The 16,336-nt window shown below is 74.6% G+C and carries 11 protein-coding genes and 1 pseudogene; 8 read left to right on the forward strand and 4 right to left on the reverse strand.

The features are described from left to right. The first annotated feature begins 95 nt into the window (after positions 1 to 95). The 4 genes and pseudogenes from ACPFP2_RS12760 to ACPFP2_RS12775 all read left to right on the forward strand — a co-directional run bounded on the left by ACPFP2_RS12760 (position 96) and on the right by ACPFP2_RS12775 (position 6,846). Positions 96 to 902, forward strand: a complete 807-nt coding sequence (locus tag ACPFP2_RS12760; protein WP_424089204.1) for an MBL fold metallo-hydrolase — start codon at positions 96 to 98, stop codon at positions 900 to 902. Beyond that, positions 899 to 4,480 carry an adenylate/guanylate cyclase domain-containing protein gene (locus ACPFP2_RS12765; protein WP_424089206.1) on the forward strand — a complete coding sequence of 1,194 codons (3,582 nt, stop codon included), beginning with the start codon at positions 899 to 901 and terminating at the stop codon, positions 4,478 to 4,480. Before ACPFP2_RS12760 ends, ACPFP2_RS12765 begins: the two co-directional genes overlap by 4 nt. 236 nt (positions 4,481 to 4,716) lie before the next feature. Beyond that, a pseudogene (locus ACPFP2_RS12770) lies at positions 4,717 to 5,115 on the forward strand (hypothetical protein); the annotation flags it as partial. Positions 5,116 to 5,301: 186 nt separating this feature from the next. Next, positions 5,302 to 6,846, forward strand: a complete 1,545-nt coding sequence (locus ACPFP2_RS12775) for a serine/threonine-protein kinase (RefSeq protein WP_424089208.1) — start codon at positions 5,302 to 5,304, stop codon at positions 6,844 to 6,846. Here the strand turns inward: ACPFP2_RS12775 and ACPFP2_RS12780 are convergent. Further along, positions 6,833 to 7,159, reverse strand: coding sequence for a hypothetical protein (locus ACPFP2_RS12780; protein WP_424089210.1), 327 nt, complete (start codon positions 7,157 to 7,159; stop codon positions 6,833 to 6,835). The genes ACPFP2_RS12775 and ACPFP2_RS12780 overlap by 14 nt on opposite strands. A 115-nt stretch (positions 7,160 to 7,274) precedes the next feature. Here ACPFP2_RS12780 and ACPFP2_RS12785 point away from each other — a divergent pair, with 115 nt between their 5' ends. From ACPFP2_RS12785 to ACPFP2_RS12800, 4 genes are all read left to right on the forward strand, one after another. Further along, positions 7,275 to 7,751: a hypothetical protein gene (locus ACPFP2_RS12785; RefSeq protein WP_424089212.1), complete on the forward strand. Its 477-nt coding sequence runs from the start codon at positions 7,275 to 7,277 to the stop codon at positions 7,749 to 7,751. Between the two features lie 194 nt (positions 7,752 to 7,945). After that, entirely contained in the window at positions 7,946 to 9,748 is a 1,803-nt protein-coding gene (locus ACPFP2_RS12790; RefSeq protein WP_424089214.1) for an alpha/beta hydrolase, read from the forward strand. Positions 9,749 to 9,886: 138 nt separating this feature from the next. Then, on the forward strand, positions 9,887 to 10,825 hold the full coding sequence (locus ACPFP2_RS12795) for a transporter substrate-binding domain-containing protein (protein WP_424089216.1): 939 nt from the start codon (positions 9,887 to 9,889) through the stop codon (positions 10,823 to 10,825). Beyond that, entirely contained in the window at positions 10,822 to 11,862 is a 1,041-nt protein-coding gene (locus ACPFP2_RS12800) for a hypothetical protein (RefSeq protein ID WP_424089218.1), read from the forward strand. Before ACPFP2_RS12795 ends, ACPFP2_RS12800 begins: the two co-directional genes overlap by 4 nt. 60 nt (positions 11,863 to 11,922) lie before the next feature. Here the strand turns inward: ACPFP2_RS12800 and ACPFP2_RS12805 are convergent, their stop codons facing one another. The 3 genes from ACPFP2_RS12805 to ACPFP2_RS12815 form a co-directional block, all read right to left on the reverse strand. Next, a complete protein-coding gene (locus ACPFP2_RS12805; RefSeq protein ID WP_424089220.1) occupies positions 11,923 to 12,912 on the reverse strand; it encodes a hypothetical protein in 990 nt (329 codons plus the stop codon). A gap of 176 nt (positions 12,913 to 13,088) precedes the next feature. Next, positions 13,089 to 14,252, reverse strand: a complete 1,164-nt coding sequence (locus tag ACPFP2_RS12810) for an acyl-CoA dehydrogenase family protein (protein ID WP_424089222.1) — start codon at positions 14,250 to 14,252, stop codon at positions 13,089 to 13,091. Continuing rightward, a complete protein-coding gene (locus ACPFP2_RS12815) occupies positions 14,249 to 16,330 on the reverse strand; it encodes an acetyl/propionyl/methylcrotonyl-CoA carboxylase subunit alpha (RefSeq protein WP_424089224.1) in 2,082 nt (693 codons plus the stop codon). The genes ACPFP2_RS12810 and ACPFP2_RS12815 overlap by 4 nt, the downstream gene beginning before the upstream one ends. Positions 16,331 to 16,336 lie beyond the last annotated feature (6 nt).

Raw genomic sequence — 16,336 nt, forward strand, 5'->3', positions numbered from 1 at the left:
CTTCCGGCCGGGACGAAAGCCGTGAAGGTCCACAAACCTGAGGCCGAATCCGCAAGATCGCGGGGAGTGGCGGGCAGGGTCGTACGATCGCAGCCATGACCGGGCATCTGACCGCGCCGGCGGCGGCGCTCGCCGACGCGCTGCCGGACTGGGTGACGCTGCTGCGCGCCCCCAACCCCGGGCCGATGACCCTCGACGGCACCAACACCTGGGTGCTGCGGGCCGCCCCCGGAGCGCGGGCCGTGGTGATCGACCCCGGCCCGGCGCACGACGACCACCTCGACCGGATCGCCGCGCACGCGCCCGTCGGGTCGGTGCTCATCACCCACGGCCACCCGGACCACACCGAGGGCTCCGCGCCGCTGGCCGACCGGCTCGACCGGGCCGCCGTCCGGGCCGCCGACCCCGCACACACCATCGGCGGCACGCCGCTGACCCCGGGCGCCCCGCTGGAGGCCGAAGGCTTCACCATCCGGCTCGTGCCCACCCCCGGGCACACCGCCGACTCCGTCTGCTTCCTCGCCCAGCGCGGCGACGAGCGGGTGGTCCTCACCGGCGACACCATCCTCGGCCGGGGCACCACCGTCGTCGCCCACCCCGACGGGCACCTCGGCGACTACCTCGCCAGCCTGGAGCTGCTGTCGGCGTACCGGGGGATCCCGGCGCTGCCCGGGCACGGCCCGGCGCTGGCCGACTGCGGCGCGGCCGCCGAGTTCTACCTGGCCCACCGCCGCGCCCGGCTCGACCAGGTCCGCGCCGCGGTGGCCGCCGGCGCCACCACCGCGCCCGAGGTCGTCGCCACCGTGTACGCCGACGTCGACCGCTCGCTGTGGTGGGCCGCCGAATGGTCGGTCCGCGCGCAGCTCGAATACCTCGGGGTGGGCGGGACGGCACAGCCGTGACCTGCCCGGTCTGCGGCACACTCGCCGTCCCCGGGGCGCGGTTCTGTCACAACTGCGGAGCCGCGCTGCCGGCTGCCGCCACCCTGCCGACCGCCGAGCGGCGGGTGGTCACCGTGCTCTTCGGCGACCTCTCCGACTTCACCTCCTGGTCCGAGGACCTCGACCCGGAGCGGGTCGGCGCGGTCACCGACCGGGTGCTCGCCGCCCTCGCGGGCGCGGTCAAGACGTTCGGCGGGCACGTCGACAAGCTCACCGGTGACGGCATCATGGCGGTCTTCGGCGCGCCCGTCGCGCACGAGGACGACGCGGAGCGGGCCGTGCGCGCCGCGCTCTCCATGCAGCGGGCCGTCCGCCGGGTGCTCGACGACGAGCGGGGCGGCGGCGCGCCGCTGGGCCTGCGGGTCGGGCTCAACACCGGCGACGTCATCGCCGGCATCCAGGCCGCCATCGAGTACACGGTCATCGGCGACACGGTGAACACCGCCGCCCGGCTCGCCGATGCCGCCGCCGTCGGCGCGGTCTACGCCGGTGGCCGCACCTCCGCCGCCACCCGGCACGTGGCCTCCTGGCGGGCGCTGCGACCGCTGCGGCTCAAGGGCAAGCGGGAACCGGTCGAGGCGTACGAGCTGCTCGGCCTCCTGGACGCCCCGGGCACCCGCTCCGGCCTCGGTGACGAGGCGCCCTTCGTGGGCCGGGAAACCGAGATCGGTCGGGTCGCCGGCCGGCTCGCCGAGGTGATCGACCGCAGCGAACCCCGGGTGCTGCTGATGACCGCGGAGGCGGGGATCGGCAAGTCCCGCTTCGCCGCCGAGGTGGAACGCCTCGCCGCCGGGTACGACGTGGGCGCCGGCCGGTACGCCGCGCACACCGGCGCCCGGGTGCTCTCCGTACGCTGCGCCGCCTTCGGCGAACGGCGCCGGCTCGCCCCCCTCGCCGACCTGGTCCGGGCCGCGGTCGGCCTGCCCAACGACACGTCCACCGCGCTGACCCGCCCGGCCGTGGAGGAACGGCTGCGCCGGCTCGGCCAACGGCTCGGCCAGCGTGGCGGCAGCCCGCTCGCCACCGACCAACTGCTCGCCCTGCTCGGGTACGCGGAGCTGCCCGGCGCGCACGGCACCGCCACCGACAACGGGGAGTGGAGCGGCACCACCGCGCCCGCCGACGCCGAGGCGGTGCCGAACGCCGTCGCCGGCCTGCTCAGCGCCCTGGCCAGCGAGGCGCCGCTGGTGATGGTGGTGGACGACCTGCACGACGCGACGGCCGAGACGATCAGCGCGCTCGGGCTGACCCTCTCCCGGCTCAGCGGCCCGGTGCTGGTGCTGCTGCTGGGCCGCCCGGAGCTGGTGCGTACCGCCGGGGCGCTGACCCGGGTCGCCGACGCCGAGGTGCACGTGCTGCCCGCGCTGCGTGGCGCCGACGCGGCCCGGCTGCTCACCAGCTACCTCGGCGGCGGGAAGCTGCCGCAGGTCGACGCGGACCGGCTCCTCGCCACCGCCCAGGGCAACCCGTTCTACCTCGCCGAACTGGTCACCCTGCTGATGGAGCGCGGCGCGCTGACCGCGGTCGCCGAGCGTCGCAGCGGTCCCGGCGGCTGGCGGCTCGCCCCCGGCTCGCTGGGCAGCCGGCTGCTCTCCCGGGACCTGGCCGCCGTGCTCGCGGCCCGGATCGACGCGCTGCCGCCGGACGCCCGCTCGGTGCTGCGCGACGCCGCCGTGGTCGGCGACACCGTCCCCGAGGGAGCGCTGGAGGCGCTGCGCGAGCAACGCGCCGGGCGGGACGGCCGACCCGCCGCGGTGGCCGCCGTCGAGTTGGAGCGGGCCGTCGAGGAGCTGCTGCAACGGCGGATGCTGCACCGCACCCGCAGCGGCTACGCCTTCGCCACCCCGCTGATGCGGGAGGCCGCGTACGCGGGGGTCAGCAAGGCCGAACTGGCCGAGCGGCACGCCGCCCTGGCCCGCTGGGCCGCCCCCGGCGGCACCGGGTCCACACCCGGCGGCTTCACCGACCCGGCCCGGGACGACTTCGTCGCCGAGCACGTGGAACGGGCCGCCGCGCTCGCCGACGCGGTCAAGCTGCGCCCGGACGCGCCGGCCCGGACCGTCACCCCGCTGGGCGTGGCCGCGCTGGGCCGGTCCGCCCGCCGGTCGCTGCACGCCGGGGAGCCGGCCCTCGCGGTCGAGTACGCCGAACGCGCCGCCGAACTGGCCCGCGACGGGGTGCCCACCGCCGACCGGGTGGTGCACGCCCGGGCGTTGCTCCAGGTCGGCCGGGTGGCCGACGCGCTCGCGTCCGCCGAGAAGATCGCGGCCAACGCCGGTGACGAGGCGGCCGTGCGCACCGGCGCGCTGCTGCTCGCCGGGCAGGCCCACCAGACCCTCGGTGACCAGAGCCGGGCGGTGTCCAGCTGGCAGGAGGCGTTGCAGGTGGCCACCGCCGGCGGCCTGCCCGCCCTGCGCGCCTCGGCGATGCGCCGGCTCGGCATGGCCGACTTCATCGCCGGCCGGCTCGGTCAGGCCAGCAGCCGGCTCGCCGCGTCGTACCAGGTCAGCCTCGCCGCGCAGGACCCGCGCGGGCAGGCGTGGTCGTTGCAGAACCTGGCCTGGGTCACCACCACCCGGGGCGACTTCGCCGGCACCGACGCGGTGCTCGGCCGGGCCGCCCGGCTCTTCGCCCAGCTGAAGGATCCGTACGGGCGGGCCTGGCTGCGCGGCACCACCGCGTTCGCCCGGCTGCTCGCCGGCCGGCTGCGGGAGGCCCGCCGCCTGGCGCGGGTCTTCCTGCCCTTCGGGGAACGGGTCGGTGAGGCGTGGGCGGTCGGCACACTGCGCGCGGTCGAGGCGTTCGCCGGGGCGGAGCTGGGCGAGGTCGCCGAGGCCGACCGCGAGGCCCGTCGCGCGTACCGGGACTTCGCCGAGGTCTCCGACGACTGGGGGCGCGGGTTCGCGCTGGTGGTCCGGGGGGTGGTGGCACGCGGGCTGGGCGAGCCGGAACACGCCGCCGACCTGCTCACCGACGCCCTGGCGTACGCCGGGCGCACCTCGCACCCGCTGCTGACCGGGATGGCCGGCACGCTGCGCGGCTTCGTGGCGCTGGACATGGGCGACTGCGAGACCGCCGAGCGGGACGCCCGGGCGGTGCTGACCGCCGTCGAGCCGCACAACCCGCAGGCGCCGGCCCAGGCCGCGCCCCGGGTGCTGCTGGCCACCGCCCGGCTCGCCGCCGGGGACTCGGCCACCGCGGTGGGGCTGCTCGCCCCGGTGGCGACGACCGCCGCGAGCACCCCGACGTTGCTCTTCTCCCGCCGCCAGACGATGGCCCGGTACGCTTCCGCGCTGCTCGCCCACGGCCAGCGGGAGCAGGCGCTGGACTGGGCGCGGCGGGCGGTGGCCGCCCCCGCCGAGGACGTCCGCAGCCAGGTGATCGGGGCGAGCGTGCTGGCCGAGGCGCTGGCCGCCTGTGGCCGGCCGGTGGAGGCGCTGGCCAGCGCCGAGGAGGCGGTCCGGCTGGCGTACGCGACCGAGCAGCGCAGCGAGCGGTTCGCCGCCGACGCCCTGCGCGTCCGCCTCGCCGCCGGCTGACCTGCCGCGCCCCTGCACCCCCGCGCCCGGCCGAACCCGGTTCGCTTGTTGATCAAGAAGTTCTGGTCGGGATCCGCGCTCCACCGGACGCAAACCTCTTGGTCAACAAGCCGGGACCGGGTCGGGGTCGGTAGGGGAGGTCTGGCGGTTCCGGGGATGTGTGAGGTCGGGGTGCCGGTCTAGCGTGTGGGTTCCAGGAGGCCGCCCACGGCGGTGCTCGCGGATGGGGAGGACAAATGAGGCTGCCGCGTTCCGGCGCCGGCTGGACCATCGCGGTCTTCGGCGTACTGGCGCTGCTGCTCGGCGCGCTCGGGCTGCTCTGGCCCGAGGTGCAGTTGCGGATGCTCGGGTTCGAGGTGCCGGACCGGCGGGCGGCCGGCGACTACACCGGCACGTTCCTCACCGCGTCCTCGATGGCCTCGTTCAACATGGGTGTCTACTACCTGCTGGCGGTCGCCACGGAGTGGCGGGCGTTCTACCGCTTCACGGTCGTCTTCCGGCTGGTCACCTTCACCGTCTTCACGTTGACCGTGCTGGCCGACGTGGCGCCCGACCGGTTCTTCGGAGTGGCCCTGTGGGAGGGGCTCGGTGCGGTGGCCACCGCGCTCGGTCTGCGCTGGGACGCCCGCCGGGCCGGTGGGGATCGCCCCGCGACGACCGGGGGCGCCGACGGTCCGGCCGCCGTGCTGACCGTCGATGGCCCCGAGCCCCGGGCGAAGTCGCAGGTCATCGACGCGGAGGGTGGCCCGGCCGCCGCGGGTCCCGGGTCCACCGCCGGTACGGTCCGCTGAGCGTCCCGGCGTAACAGGTATTTTCGACCCGTGACCGAGACCCCGCCCGGCGCCCTCCGGCTGCCCATCGTGCCCGGTCTGACCGATCTGCGGGTGTTCGCCCGGGGTGGGTACGCCACCGTCTACCGGGCCACCCAGATCTCGGTGGGGCGCGAGGTCGCCGTCAAGGTGGAGAACCGGACGCTGGCCAGCGAGCGGGACCAGGCCCGGTTCCTCCGGGAGGCGCGTGCCGCCGGCAGGATGTCGTCCCACCCGCACGTGGTGGACCTCTTCGACGTCGGGGTCACCGTCGACCAGCATCCCTATCTGATCATGGAACTCTGCGACGGCTCGTACGCCGAGCGGATGCGTACCTCGCCGCTGGGCGCCTCGGAGACCCGCGATCTAGGCATCAAGATCGCCGATGCGCTCGCCCACTCGCACGCGGCCGGGGTGCTGCACCGCGACGTCAAGCCGGCGAACATCCTCTTCTCGCACTTCAACCCGGCGGTGCTGGCCGACTTCGGGCTCGCCGTGCTGGCCGAGGTGCGCGACGCCTCGGTCACCCTGGAGGTGCTGACCCCGGCGTACGCGCCGCCGGAGATGTTCAGCCACAGCCCGCCCTCGCCGGCCGTCGACGTGTACGCCCTCTGCGCCACCCTCTACGCGGTGATGAACGGTCGGCCGCCGCGCTGGCAGTCGGAGCGCAACCCGAGCCTGGTCACCGTGCTGGAGATGTTCAACCAGCCGATCCCGGAGCTGCCCGGGGTGCCGACCGAACTGGTCGACGTGCTCCGTGCCGGGATGTCCAACGACCCCGGCGCGCGGCCGTCGGCGATCGAGCTGCGGGACCTGCTCGTCGCATTGCCGCTGGACCCGCCACCCTCCCCGGTGAGCGGGGCGCCGGTGAGCGGCGCGCCCCTGTCCGGCGGCTCCACCGGCGGCGGCTACACCACCGGCGGTTCGTACACCGTGGACCCGTCGGGCCCGCCCCGGCCGCCGGTGGAGGACCCCCCGCCGGCGGTGTCGCGCGGCGGCCGGCGACGGCGACGCTGGTTCCTCGGTGGCGCCGGGGTCCTCGCCCTGGCCGCCTCGGCGAGCGCCGGGGCCTGGGTCGCCGGCGGCGCCCCGCCGGTGGTCGCGCCGACCCCGACGCCGGTGGCCAGCGCCTCGTCGGAGCCGGGCGGGAACTGGGGCGCGCTGCCGGGTTGCCTGTCCGGGGCGTCGGCGGCGTCCCTGCCGGCGGGGGCCCGATGCGCCCCCGAGCTGGAGTGCTTCGGGCCGGTGCGGCTGCGCGGCGACCGGGCCGAGGCGGCCCAGGTCTCGTGCGACGGCCGGCACACCTGGGAGGCGTACGTGCAGGGCGAACTGCCCACCGCGCTGGTGGGGGCGGGGCACGCGGAGATCGTCGCCGATCCGGCCGTCCAGCGGGTCTGCAGCCCGCGCACATTCCGGCTGACCAGCGGGATCAGCTACCCGCAGGGGTGGAACCTGGAGGTCCTGCCGCCGAGCGGCACGGGCGCCGACCGCACCTACCGCTGCCTCGCGGGCAAGGGCGCGAACGCGTTGCTCGCGCCGACCCTCACCGGTCGCTGACCCCGCCCAGGCTGCCCAGGCGGGAGCGCACCGCCGAGCTGTCGAGCGCGTCCAGGGTGTCCGCGTCGATGCCGCCGAGCAGGGCGTCCGGCTGGCCCGCCGGGACCGCGCCGTGCTCCGCCCGGGCGTCGCGGTCGCGCAGCGCGGCCACCGCCGTGCCGGTGACCGTCGCGAGCAGGACGACGAGCAACGCCAGCGCCACTGTCAGGATCCCGGCGGGGTGCCAGCTCAGCAGTACCACCAACGCCGCGAGCGCCGCGAGCGCCGCGAGCACCGCCACGGTCCGCGCGTCCGGCCTGAGGATTCGCCCCACCCGACAAGCATCCCCACCGGACGCCGGCTGTCAACCCGCGTCCGGTACGTCGTGAGCCGCCGCCGTCCGGTTCAATGACCGGTGAAGATCATCTCGTACGAGGAGAGGAACGCCGGTGCAGCGGATCACCCGGATCGTCGCCGTACTGCTGGTGTCGGGCGTGCTCGGCGCGTGCGGGACGGAGCAGCCCTCGGCCGACCCCGGCGGCGCGGCGACGCCGTCCGCCCTGGCCCTGTCGCCGACGTCCCCGTCGACACCGTCCCCGTCGGTGGGCCCGCAGTCGAGGACGACCTTCGCCCAGGCGATGGCGGCCTGGGTGCGGGCCGCCTATCGGGGCGACCACCGGTACGTCGGTGACTGCCGCGACGCCGAGCCGAACCCGGGCGCGGTCTGCGCCAAGCGGGAGGCCACCGTGGACGGTGGCGTCGTCTACGGCGTCGGCGCGCCGAGCAGCGAGATCGACGTCTACGTGTACGCCCGGGAGAGCGGGGCGGGTTGGCGGATCGTCGACGAGTTCACCCCGTCGTCGGACATGTACGGTCCGGCGACCGAGCCGACCCCCGACTGGTTCGAGGCGGTCGGGCGCGGTTGACGACCGTGCAGGCGTGTCTCAGCCGGCGAGAAGAATGCGAATAGCGTCGACCATGAAAATTTCGTTACATCGGTCGGCAAGAAAGACCGTTTGATGGCGTTTCGCCGGGCCGTCCTCATGGGCCGTCCTCCCTAGAGTGACGGAGGTCGAGGATTCGTCCTCGACAGTCCCCGTCCTTTACCGGAAGGCAGCACATGCCACGTATCACCCGGTCCCTGGCCGCGGCGGGAGTCGCCGGCCTCTTCCTCGCCGGATCGGTGGTCGCGCCCGCAACCGCGTCACCGGAAAGCACCGGCTGGGGCCGTCCCACCGTGCCGGACCGCACCAGCCCGACCGAGGCCCGGCGGGTCGACCGCGTGCCGACGCCGAAGCTCGACTGGTACGCCTGCTACGGCTACGCCGAGTGCGCCACCGTCGACCTGCCCTTGGACTACGACAAGCCCAAGGGGGCCACCACCGAGATCGCCCTGCTCCGGGTCAAGGCCCGCAACCAGCAGGCCCGGATCGGCAGCCTCTTCCTCAACCCGGGCGGCCCGGGCGGCTCCGGCACCGACATCGCGCTCGCCGCGCCGTACTTCCTCTCCGACGAGCTGCTGGACCGCTTCGACGTCGTCGGCATCGACCCGCGCGGCGTCGCCGCCAGCGAGAACGTCAAGTGCTTCCCGTCGGTGAAGGACCAGACCCGGGCGTACGCCGGGCTGAACGTGGCCTTCCCGTGGACCAAGGCCGAGGAGAAGTCGTACGTCGCCTCGTCCCAGGCGGTCGGCCGGGCCTGCTCCACCACCGGCAAGCCACTCACCGGCGCGATGTCGACCGCCGAGGTCGCCCGCGACATGGACGTGCTGCGCCGCGCGGTCGGCGACAAGAAGCTCAGCTACCTCGGCTTCAGCTACGGCACCGCCCTCGGCCAGTACTACGCCAACATGTTCCCCGACCGGGTCCGCGCCGTCGTCGTCGACGGCGTGCTCGACCCGAACGCCTGGGTCGGCCGGGGCGCGGCGCGCAACCAGCTCCAGGAGACGCGGCTGCGCAGCGCCGACGGGGCGTACAAGGCGCTGCGCGAGATCCTGGACCGGTGCGAGAAGGCCGGCGCGGAGAAGTGCTCGCTGGCCGCCGGTGACCCGGTCGCCTCGTACGAGCTGGTCGCCCAGCGGCTGCGCAAGAAGCCGGTCGTGATCGACGATCCCGACCTGGGCAGCTTCACCGTCAGCTACGCCGACTTCGTCGGCGGCAGCCTCAGCGCCCTGTACAGCCCGTACGGTTGGGCCGACATCGACGCCATGACGTCGGACCTGCTGGTGCTCACCGACCCGTCGTCGGGCACCGCCGCCCGCTTCGGCGCGGCGCGCAAGGCCGTCGCCGAGCGGGCCGACCGGGCGCGCCAGCAGCGCCGCTTCGACTTCCCGTACAACAACGGGCTGGAGACGTTCCTCGGGGTGGACTGCACCGACGCGTACCACCCGACGGACGCGGGCGCCTGGCCGGCGCTGGGCGCCGCGGAGGACAAGCGGGCCCCGTACTTCGGCCGGGCCTGGGCCTGGGCCACGGCGCCCTGCGCGCGGGACACCTGGACCGTGCGGGACAAGGACGCCTTCACCGGTCCGTTCAACCGCAGGACCAGCTCCCCGGTCCTGGTGGTCGGCAACTACTGGGACCCGGCCACCAACTACGACGCGGCGGTCAGCTCGTCGAAGCTGCTGCCGAACAGCCGGCTGCTCAGCAGCGACAGCTGGGGTCACACCGCGTACGGAACGTCGGCCTGCGTGACCGGCGCGGTGGACGCGTACCTGCTCCAGGGCACCCTGCCGAAGAAGGGCACCGTCTGCACCGGTGACGTGCAGCCCTTCACGGAGCCGGCGGGTGAGTCCGAGACGACCCGGGCCGCCGCGCCGAAGAGCGCGCTGGCCCGCCAGGGCGCGCCGGCCCGGGGCGAGCCGAAGCGGCTCCCGCCGGTCGTCGCGCCGCTGCCGGCGGTGGGCACGCTCACCCTCCGCTGACGGACGCCGGGGTACGACGGGCGCTCGGGTCGCCCGTCGTACCCCGGTCCTCATCGGAGGGTCCCCGGTGACCACGCAAGTGGACCCCGACCGCTACCCTCGGTGTCCCGCAGGCCGTGTCCGTCAGCGAGGTCGCCGATGAATGCCTTTCCCTCCCACCGGCTCCGTTCGGTCGCCACCACGCTGGCGGTGGCGTTGACCCTGAGCCTCGCGGCGGCCGCCGGGTGCGACAACCGCCGCGACCCGCCGCTCCCCTCGGTGCTGGACAAGTTGCGCGAGTCGCACATCGACGGCCAGCCCCGGATCAAGATCGGAGTGGCCGCCACCGAGCCGCTCATGGGTGAGCTGCGCAACGGCACCTACACCGGGTTCGACGTCGAGATCGCCCGGTACATCGCCTCGTCCCTCGGCTACGAGGGGGACCAGCGGATCGAGTTCGTCTCGCTGGCCACCGAGGACCGCATCCCGGCCCTGCAGGGCGGGGTGGTGGACCTGGTCGTCTCCAGCTTCTCGATGACCGAGGAGCGCAAGAAACTGGTCAGCTTCGCCGGGCCGTACTTCGTCACCACCCAGGAGGTGATGGTGCCGAACCGGCTCAAGGACAAGATCCGCACCATCGAGGACCTCCGCCGGCCGGAGTACAAGATCTGCACCAGCGGTGGTTCCACCACCGAGGCGGAGTTGGAGAAGCACCAGGTCAGAGCACTGGTGGTGAAGCGGGTCGGCGACTGCGTCAAGGGCATCCGCGAGGGCCGGTACGACGCGGTCAGCTCCGACGAGACGATCCTGGCCGGTTTCCTCTCCCAGTACCCGACCGAGTTCGAGATCGTCGACATGCCCTTCGGCACCAGCGAGACGCTCGGCATCGGGGTGCCGATCGGCGACCCCGCCCTGCGCGACCTGGTCGCCTTCTTCCTCGACAAGAGCTATCAGCAGGGCCGCCAGGGGCTCAGCAGCCCGTGGCTGACCGCGTACAACCGGACCCTCGGGCCGTGGATGAAGCAGCCCAAGGTGCAACCGCAGCCGCTCGACGTACCGAAGCTGGTGGACTTCGACGACAAGGCCCCCACCCGGTGAGCGCCCCGGCGGTGCCCGTCACGGACGGCGTGGGCCCCGCCGCGGCGTCCTGGGACGGGTCGGATCTCGCCGAGCGGCGGGCCCGCGCCAGCCAGTCGTTCTGGACGGCCGTGGTCGGGGTGCCGGCGATCTTCTCGGTGCTGCGGCTCGGCGTGGAGGCCGGCGGCGAACTCCAGACGACGCTGCTGCTGGTGGCGAACGTCGGCCCGGTGAACCTGCTGGCCGGCTTCCTCACCACGGCCGCCCGGCTGCTCTCCACCGGCCTGGTCGCCGTCTTCGCGCTCGGCGCGGTGCTCCGGGTCAGCGTGGACCGGATGCCCGCCGGCGTCCGCCGGCCGCTCTTCGTCCGCTGGATGGACATCGTCCCGGCCTGGTTCGTGCTGGCCGGCTTCCTGCTCGCCCTGGTCACCTGGCAGTTGCTCTACCTGCCGCTGCTGATCCCGGCGTTCGTCGCCGCGTTCCAGCTCACCCCCGCGCGGCTGCACGAGCAGTGGGTGCCGCGGCTGCTCCTGCTCGTGGCCCTGTACGCCGGGTACGCCTGGCTGCTCGCCCCCACTCTCGTCGAGGCCGGACGACAGGGGGAACTGCTGGCGTTGCTGCTGTTCGTCGCGCCGCCGCTGCTGGCGCTTGGGGTCACCGGCCCGCTGCCGGCGGCGGTGATCCGACCGCTGGCGTCGATCACCGAGGCGGCCGTGCTGGCGATGCTGGTCTGGGCGGCGCTGCCGGTGATCAGCACCCCGGTGCTGCCGCTGACGGTCACCACCGTCGAGCCCGTCCCCGGGGTCACCGAGGACGTCCGGGGGCACGTGGTCACCGTCGACGACGTCAACGTCGTGCTGCTCCAGGAGCGCGGCGGCGTCCGCTACGTGCCGGTCGACCAGGTCCGGGCGCAGGTGCTCTGCCCCAGCGAGGAGGAACTGCCCCGGCACCGGCTGCGGGTGCGGGACTTCCACGTCGAGGACTCGCTGCTGGAGGGGATGGGCCGGCGGGTGCGCCCGGTGCACCGGATCGACGCCGCCTGCCGCGTCGTGCGTTGACCGGTACGGTCCGACGCGCCCGGGGCCGGCGTCGCCCCGCCGACCCGGGCGCGGCACCGGTCAGCCGAAGGACGTGGTGTGGTAACGGACCCGATAGAAGCGCGCCCCGCTCGTGCGGTGGCTGCCGGAGCTGAAGTGGATGGTGCTGCTCCACCGGCCCTCGCCGGAGCCCGGCATCACCCAGGTCCGCACCCCGTTCGGCAGTCGGGTGTACGCCTTGACGTGGTCGGCCCCGCTCACGTGGGCGGAGGTGAACTGCCAGCTGTTGCCGGCGTGCACCAGCTGCAACGAGCGCACGTTGTACGACGAGGTGAAGAAGTAGCCGCTGCCGGCATGGTCGGGCAGGATGTCGTGCCCCACCTCGGCCCGTCCCGCGCCGTCGCTGAACGTCAGCCGGGTCCGGTAGGACAGCCGGGTGCCGGCGGCGTTGCCGGTGATCGCGTACAGCCGCACCTCACCGGTGCCCACGGCGATGACGAAGCCGTTCGGGTCGTGGACGACGCCGTGCGCGCCGGGGAACCCGTAGAACTTCGCCGCCCGGGTGCCCGGCTTGCCGCCGTCGCCGGACGGCACGAACAGGTGCAGGCCACCACCATCGGACGAGCCGGTCGGCCCCTCCGAGGTGGCCACCACGATCGCCCCCCTGCCCTCGATCCGCTCGATCGAGTGCGGGTTGCCGTCCACCGTCGCCTGCCAGACGATGCCACCGGTGCGGGTCGAGCCGATGGCGCTCTCGTCGATCATCGCGGCCCGCCCGAGGTGGTCCCCCTCGCCGGAGGAGGCCACCAGCATCACGCTGCCCCACTTCGCGGTCTTGCGCCGCTTGACGTCGGAGAGGTTGCGCCAGGTGCCGGTGGTGCTCGGCGCCTTCCACAGCACTGTGCCGTCGGTCCAGGCATCGGGATCGAACCGGAGGATCCGGCCGCTGGCCTGCTCGGTCGCCATCACGTAGTGGGTGGCCGCCTGCGCCGGGGTGGCCGCGAGCACGCCGGCGGTCGGGGCGGCCACCGCCGCGCCGGCGATCCCCCGGAGCATCGTCCTTCTGTCCATGACACCCTCCCCTGTGGTCTGTCGTCACTGATCGTGACAGTGGGGAGTCGGTGGATCACGGTGTCGGTCCGGCCACCTTTTCGGGTACGGCCCGGCCTGACGATCCCTGCGCCGTCGGCCGGACAGGCGCTCGACCGGCCGGTGACGACGAACCAAGGGGCGTGCCGCGCCCGGCTTCAGTAGGACTTGTCCTGACCGAGGACGTGCTGGGCGACGAAGTTGAGGATCATCTCCCGGCTGACCGGGGCGATCCGGCCGGCGCGTACCGCCCCGAGCAGGGTGGCCACGCCGTACTCGGTGGTCATGCCGGCCCCGCCGAGCGCCTGCACGGCGGTGTCCACGGCGAGCGCGGCGGCCTCGCCGGCGGCGTACTTGGCCATGTTCCCGGAGATGCCGGCCTCCAGGTCGCGGCCCTCGTCGTACAGGGTGGCCGCCTTGTGGATCATCAGTCGGGCGAGTTCCACCTGCACCGCCGCGTGCGCGAGGGGGTGCGCCACGCCCTGGTGGGAGCCGATGCTCCGGCCGCCCCAGATCTTGCGGGTGGCGGTGTACTCGCTGGCGCGCTCGATGGCGTACCGGCCGGTGCCCGCGCCCATCGCGGCCACCGTGATCCGCTCCGGGTTGAGCCCGGCGAAGAGCGCCGGCAGGCCGGCGTCCAGCGACTCGCCGACCAGCGCGTCGGCGGGCAGCCGCACGTCGTCCAGGTAGAGCAGGAACTGGTTCTCCGGGGAGAGGATCTCCATGTCCAGCTTGGCGCGTTCGAGGCCGGGCGCGTCGGTGGGGACGATGAACAGGGCCGGCTTGAGCTTGCCGGTTGTGGCGTCCTCGGTGCGGGCCACGACCAGCACGTGCTGTGCCTCGTCGACGCCCGAGATGTAGACCTTGCGGCCGGTGAGCAGCCAGTCGTCGCCGTCCCGTCGGGCCACCGTGCCGAGGCGGTGGAAGTTCGACCCGGCGTCCGGCTCGGTGATCGCGAAGACGATCTTCCGGGAGCCGTCGGCGAGGCCGGGCAGGTGACGCTTGCGCTGTTCCTCGGTGCCGTGCCGGGCGATGACCGTGGCGGCGATGGCGGGGGAGACGACCAGCAGCAGCAGCGGGCAGCCGGCCGCGGCCAGCTCCTCGCAGACGATGGCCAGCTCGGTGATGCCGCCGCCCCCGCCGCCGTACTCGGTGGGGATGTTGACGCCCAGGTAGCCGAGCCGACCGGCCTCCTCCCACAGTTCGGTGGTGTGCTCGCCGGCCTTGGCCTTCGCCACGAAGTAGCCGTGGCCGTACCGTCGGCCCAGCGCCCGCACGGCGTCGCGGAGCTGGTCCTGCTCGGGGGTGAGGTCGAAGTTCATCGGGGGTCCTCCTCGGGGTTCGACGGCTCCCGGTCGCGGCGCGGCGAGGTGGTGCTGTCGATGACGGCCAGCACGGCGCCGGTGTCGACCTGACCGCCGGCCGGCACCGGCAGTTCGGCGACCACGCCGTCGGCCGGGGCGAGCACGGGATGTTCGAGCTTCATCGCTTCCAGGGTCAGCAGCAGGTCACCGGCGGCGACCCGCCGGCCGACCTCGACGTGCACCCGGGTCACCGCGCCGGGCAGTGGCGCGAGCAGCGACCCGGCGGCCAGCTCCGCGGTGGGCAGCGGGAACCGGGGCAGCTCGACCAGCTCCGCCGCCCCGTCCGGGCCGTCCACGAAGACCTCCGACCCCACCCGGTGTACGCGCAACGTCCGCCGCACCCCGTCCACGTCGAGCACCACCCGATCCGGGGTGGCCTCGACCAGGCCGACCGTCGGTGTCGCCCCGGCCGGTCCGCCCGTGGGATCGCCGTCGGCTGCCGCGTCCGTCGGCCCGGTGCCCGCCGTGCCGCCGGGCAGGGTGGTGGACCACTCGGCGAGACCACCGGCCCGGTCCAACCGGTAGCGGACCTCGACCTCCCCGCCGTCCGGCGTGGCGAAGCGGGTGACCTGCGGGAACGCGGGCACGTTCCGCCAGCCCGACGGCAGGCCGGCCAGCGCCCGGGCCCCGGCGCGGCGGCCGGCGGCCGAGGCCAGCGCGGCGGCCAGCGCGGTCACCGGCACGAGCGCGGCCGGCAGCAGCGGGGCGAAGACCTCGGCGTGCCGGTCCAGGAAACCGGTGTCGACCTCCGCCGCGCCGAACTCCCGGCTGCGCAGCACCCGCACCAGCAGGTCCCGGTTGGTGGTGACGCCGTGCACCTCGGCGCGGGCCAGCGCGGCGGCCAGCGTCCGGGCCGCCTCCGCCCGGGTGGGCGCCCAGGCGACCAGCTTGGCGAGCATGGAGTCGTAGTGCACGCCCACCACCGAGCCGTCCACCACCCCGGAGTCGAGCCGCAGGCCCCGGGTCGGGGTGAACTCGCCGGTTACCCCGGGCACCGTGAACCGGTGCAGGAGCCCGGTGGCGGGTCGGAAGCCCTGCCGCGGGTCCTCGGCGCAGAGGCGTACCTCGATCGCGTGGCCCTCGGCCGGCGGGGTCGCCGGCACCGGCAGCGGGTCGCCCTCGGCGACGAGCAGTTGCAGCCGGACCAGGTCCAGCCCGGTGACCGCCTCGGTGACCGGATGCTCCACCTGGAGCCGGGTGTTCATCTCCAGGAAGAAGAACTCCCCGGTCGGGGCGAGCAGGAACTCCACCGTCCCGGCGCCCACGTAGTCGACGGCGCGACCGGCGGCGACCGCCGCCTCGTGCAGCCGCCGCCGCAGCTCCGGCGGCACCACCGCGGGCGCCTCCTCGACGATCTTCTGGTGCCGGCGCTGGATCGAGCAGTCCCGTTCGCCGAGGGCCACCACCGTGCCGTGGGTGTCGCCGACGATCTGCACCTCGACGTGCCGGCCGTGTTCGACGTACCGCTCGACGAAGACCGTGCCGTCGCCGAACGCGCCGGCCGCCTCGCGCCGGGCGGAGGCGACGGCCTCGGCGAGCCCGGCGGCGTCGCGGACCACCCGCATGCCCCGCCCGCCGCCACCGGCGGACGCCTTGACCAGCACCGGGAAGTCGGTGATCTCGTCGTCGTCGGTCCAGGTCGGCAGCATCGGCACGCCCGCCTCGGCGAGCAGCGCCTTCGCCTTCATCTTGTCGCCCATCGCGGCGACCGCCTCGGCCGACGGGCCGACCCAGGTCAGGCCGGCGTCGGTCACCGCCCGGGCGAACGCGGCGTTCTCGGCGAGGAAGCCGTAGCCGGGGTGGACCGCGTCCGCGCCGGTCCGGCGGGCCGCGTCCAGGACCAGGTCGACCCGCAGGTACGTCTCGGCCGGGGTGTTCCCCGGCAGGCGTACGGCCTGGTCGGCCTCGGCGACGAACGGCGCGTCGGCGTCGGCGTCGGAGTGCACGGCGACCGTCTCGACGCCGAGCGCGCGGCAGGTGGCGAAGACCCGGCGGGCGATCTCGCCCCGGTTGGCCACGAGCAGTCGGGTGATCATGGGCAC

The organism is Micromonospora citrea, assembly GCF_049629545.1.
Classification (GTDB): Bacteria; Actinomycetota; Actinomycetes; order Mycobacteriales; family Micromonosporaceae; genus Micromonospora; species Micromonospora citrea_A.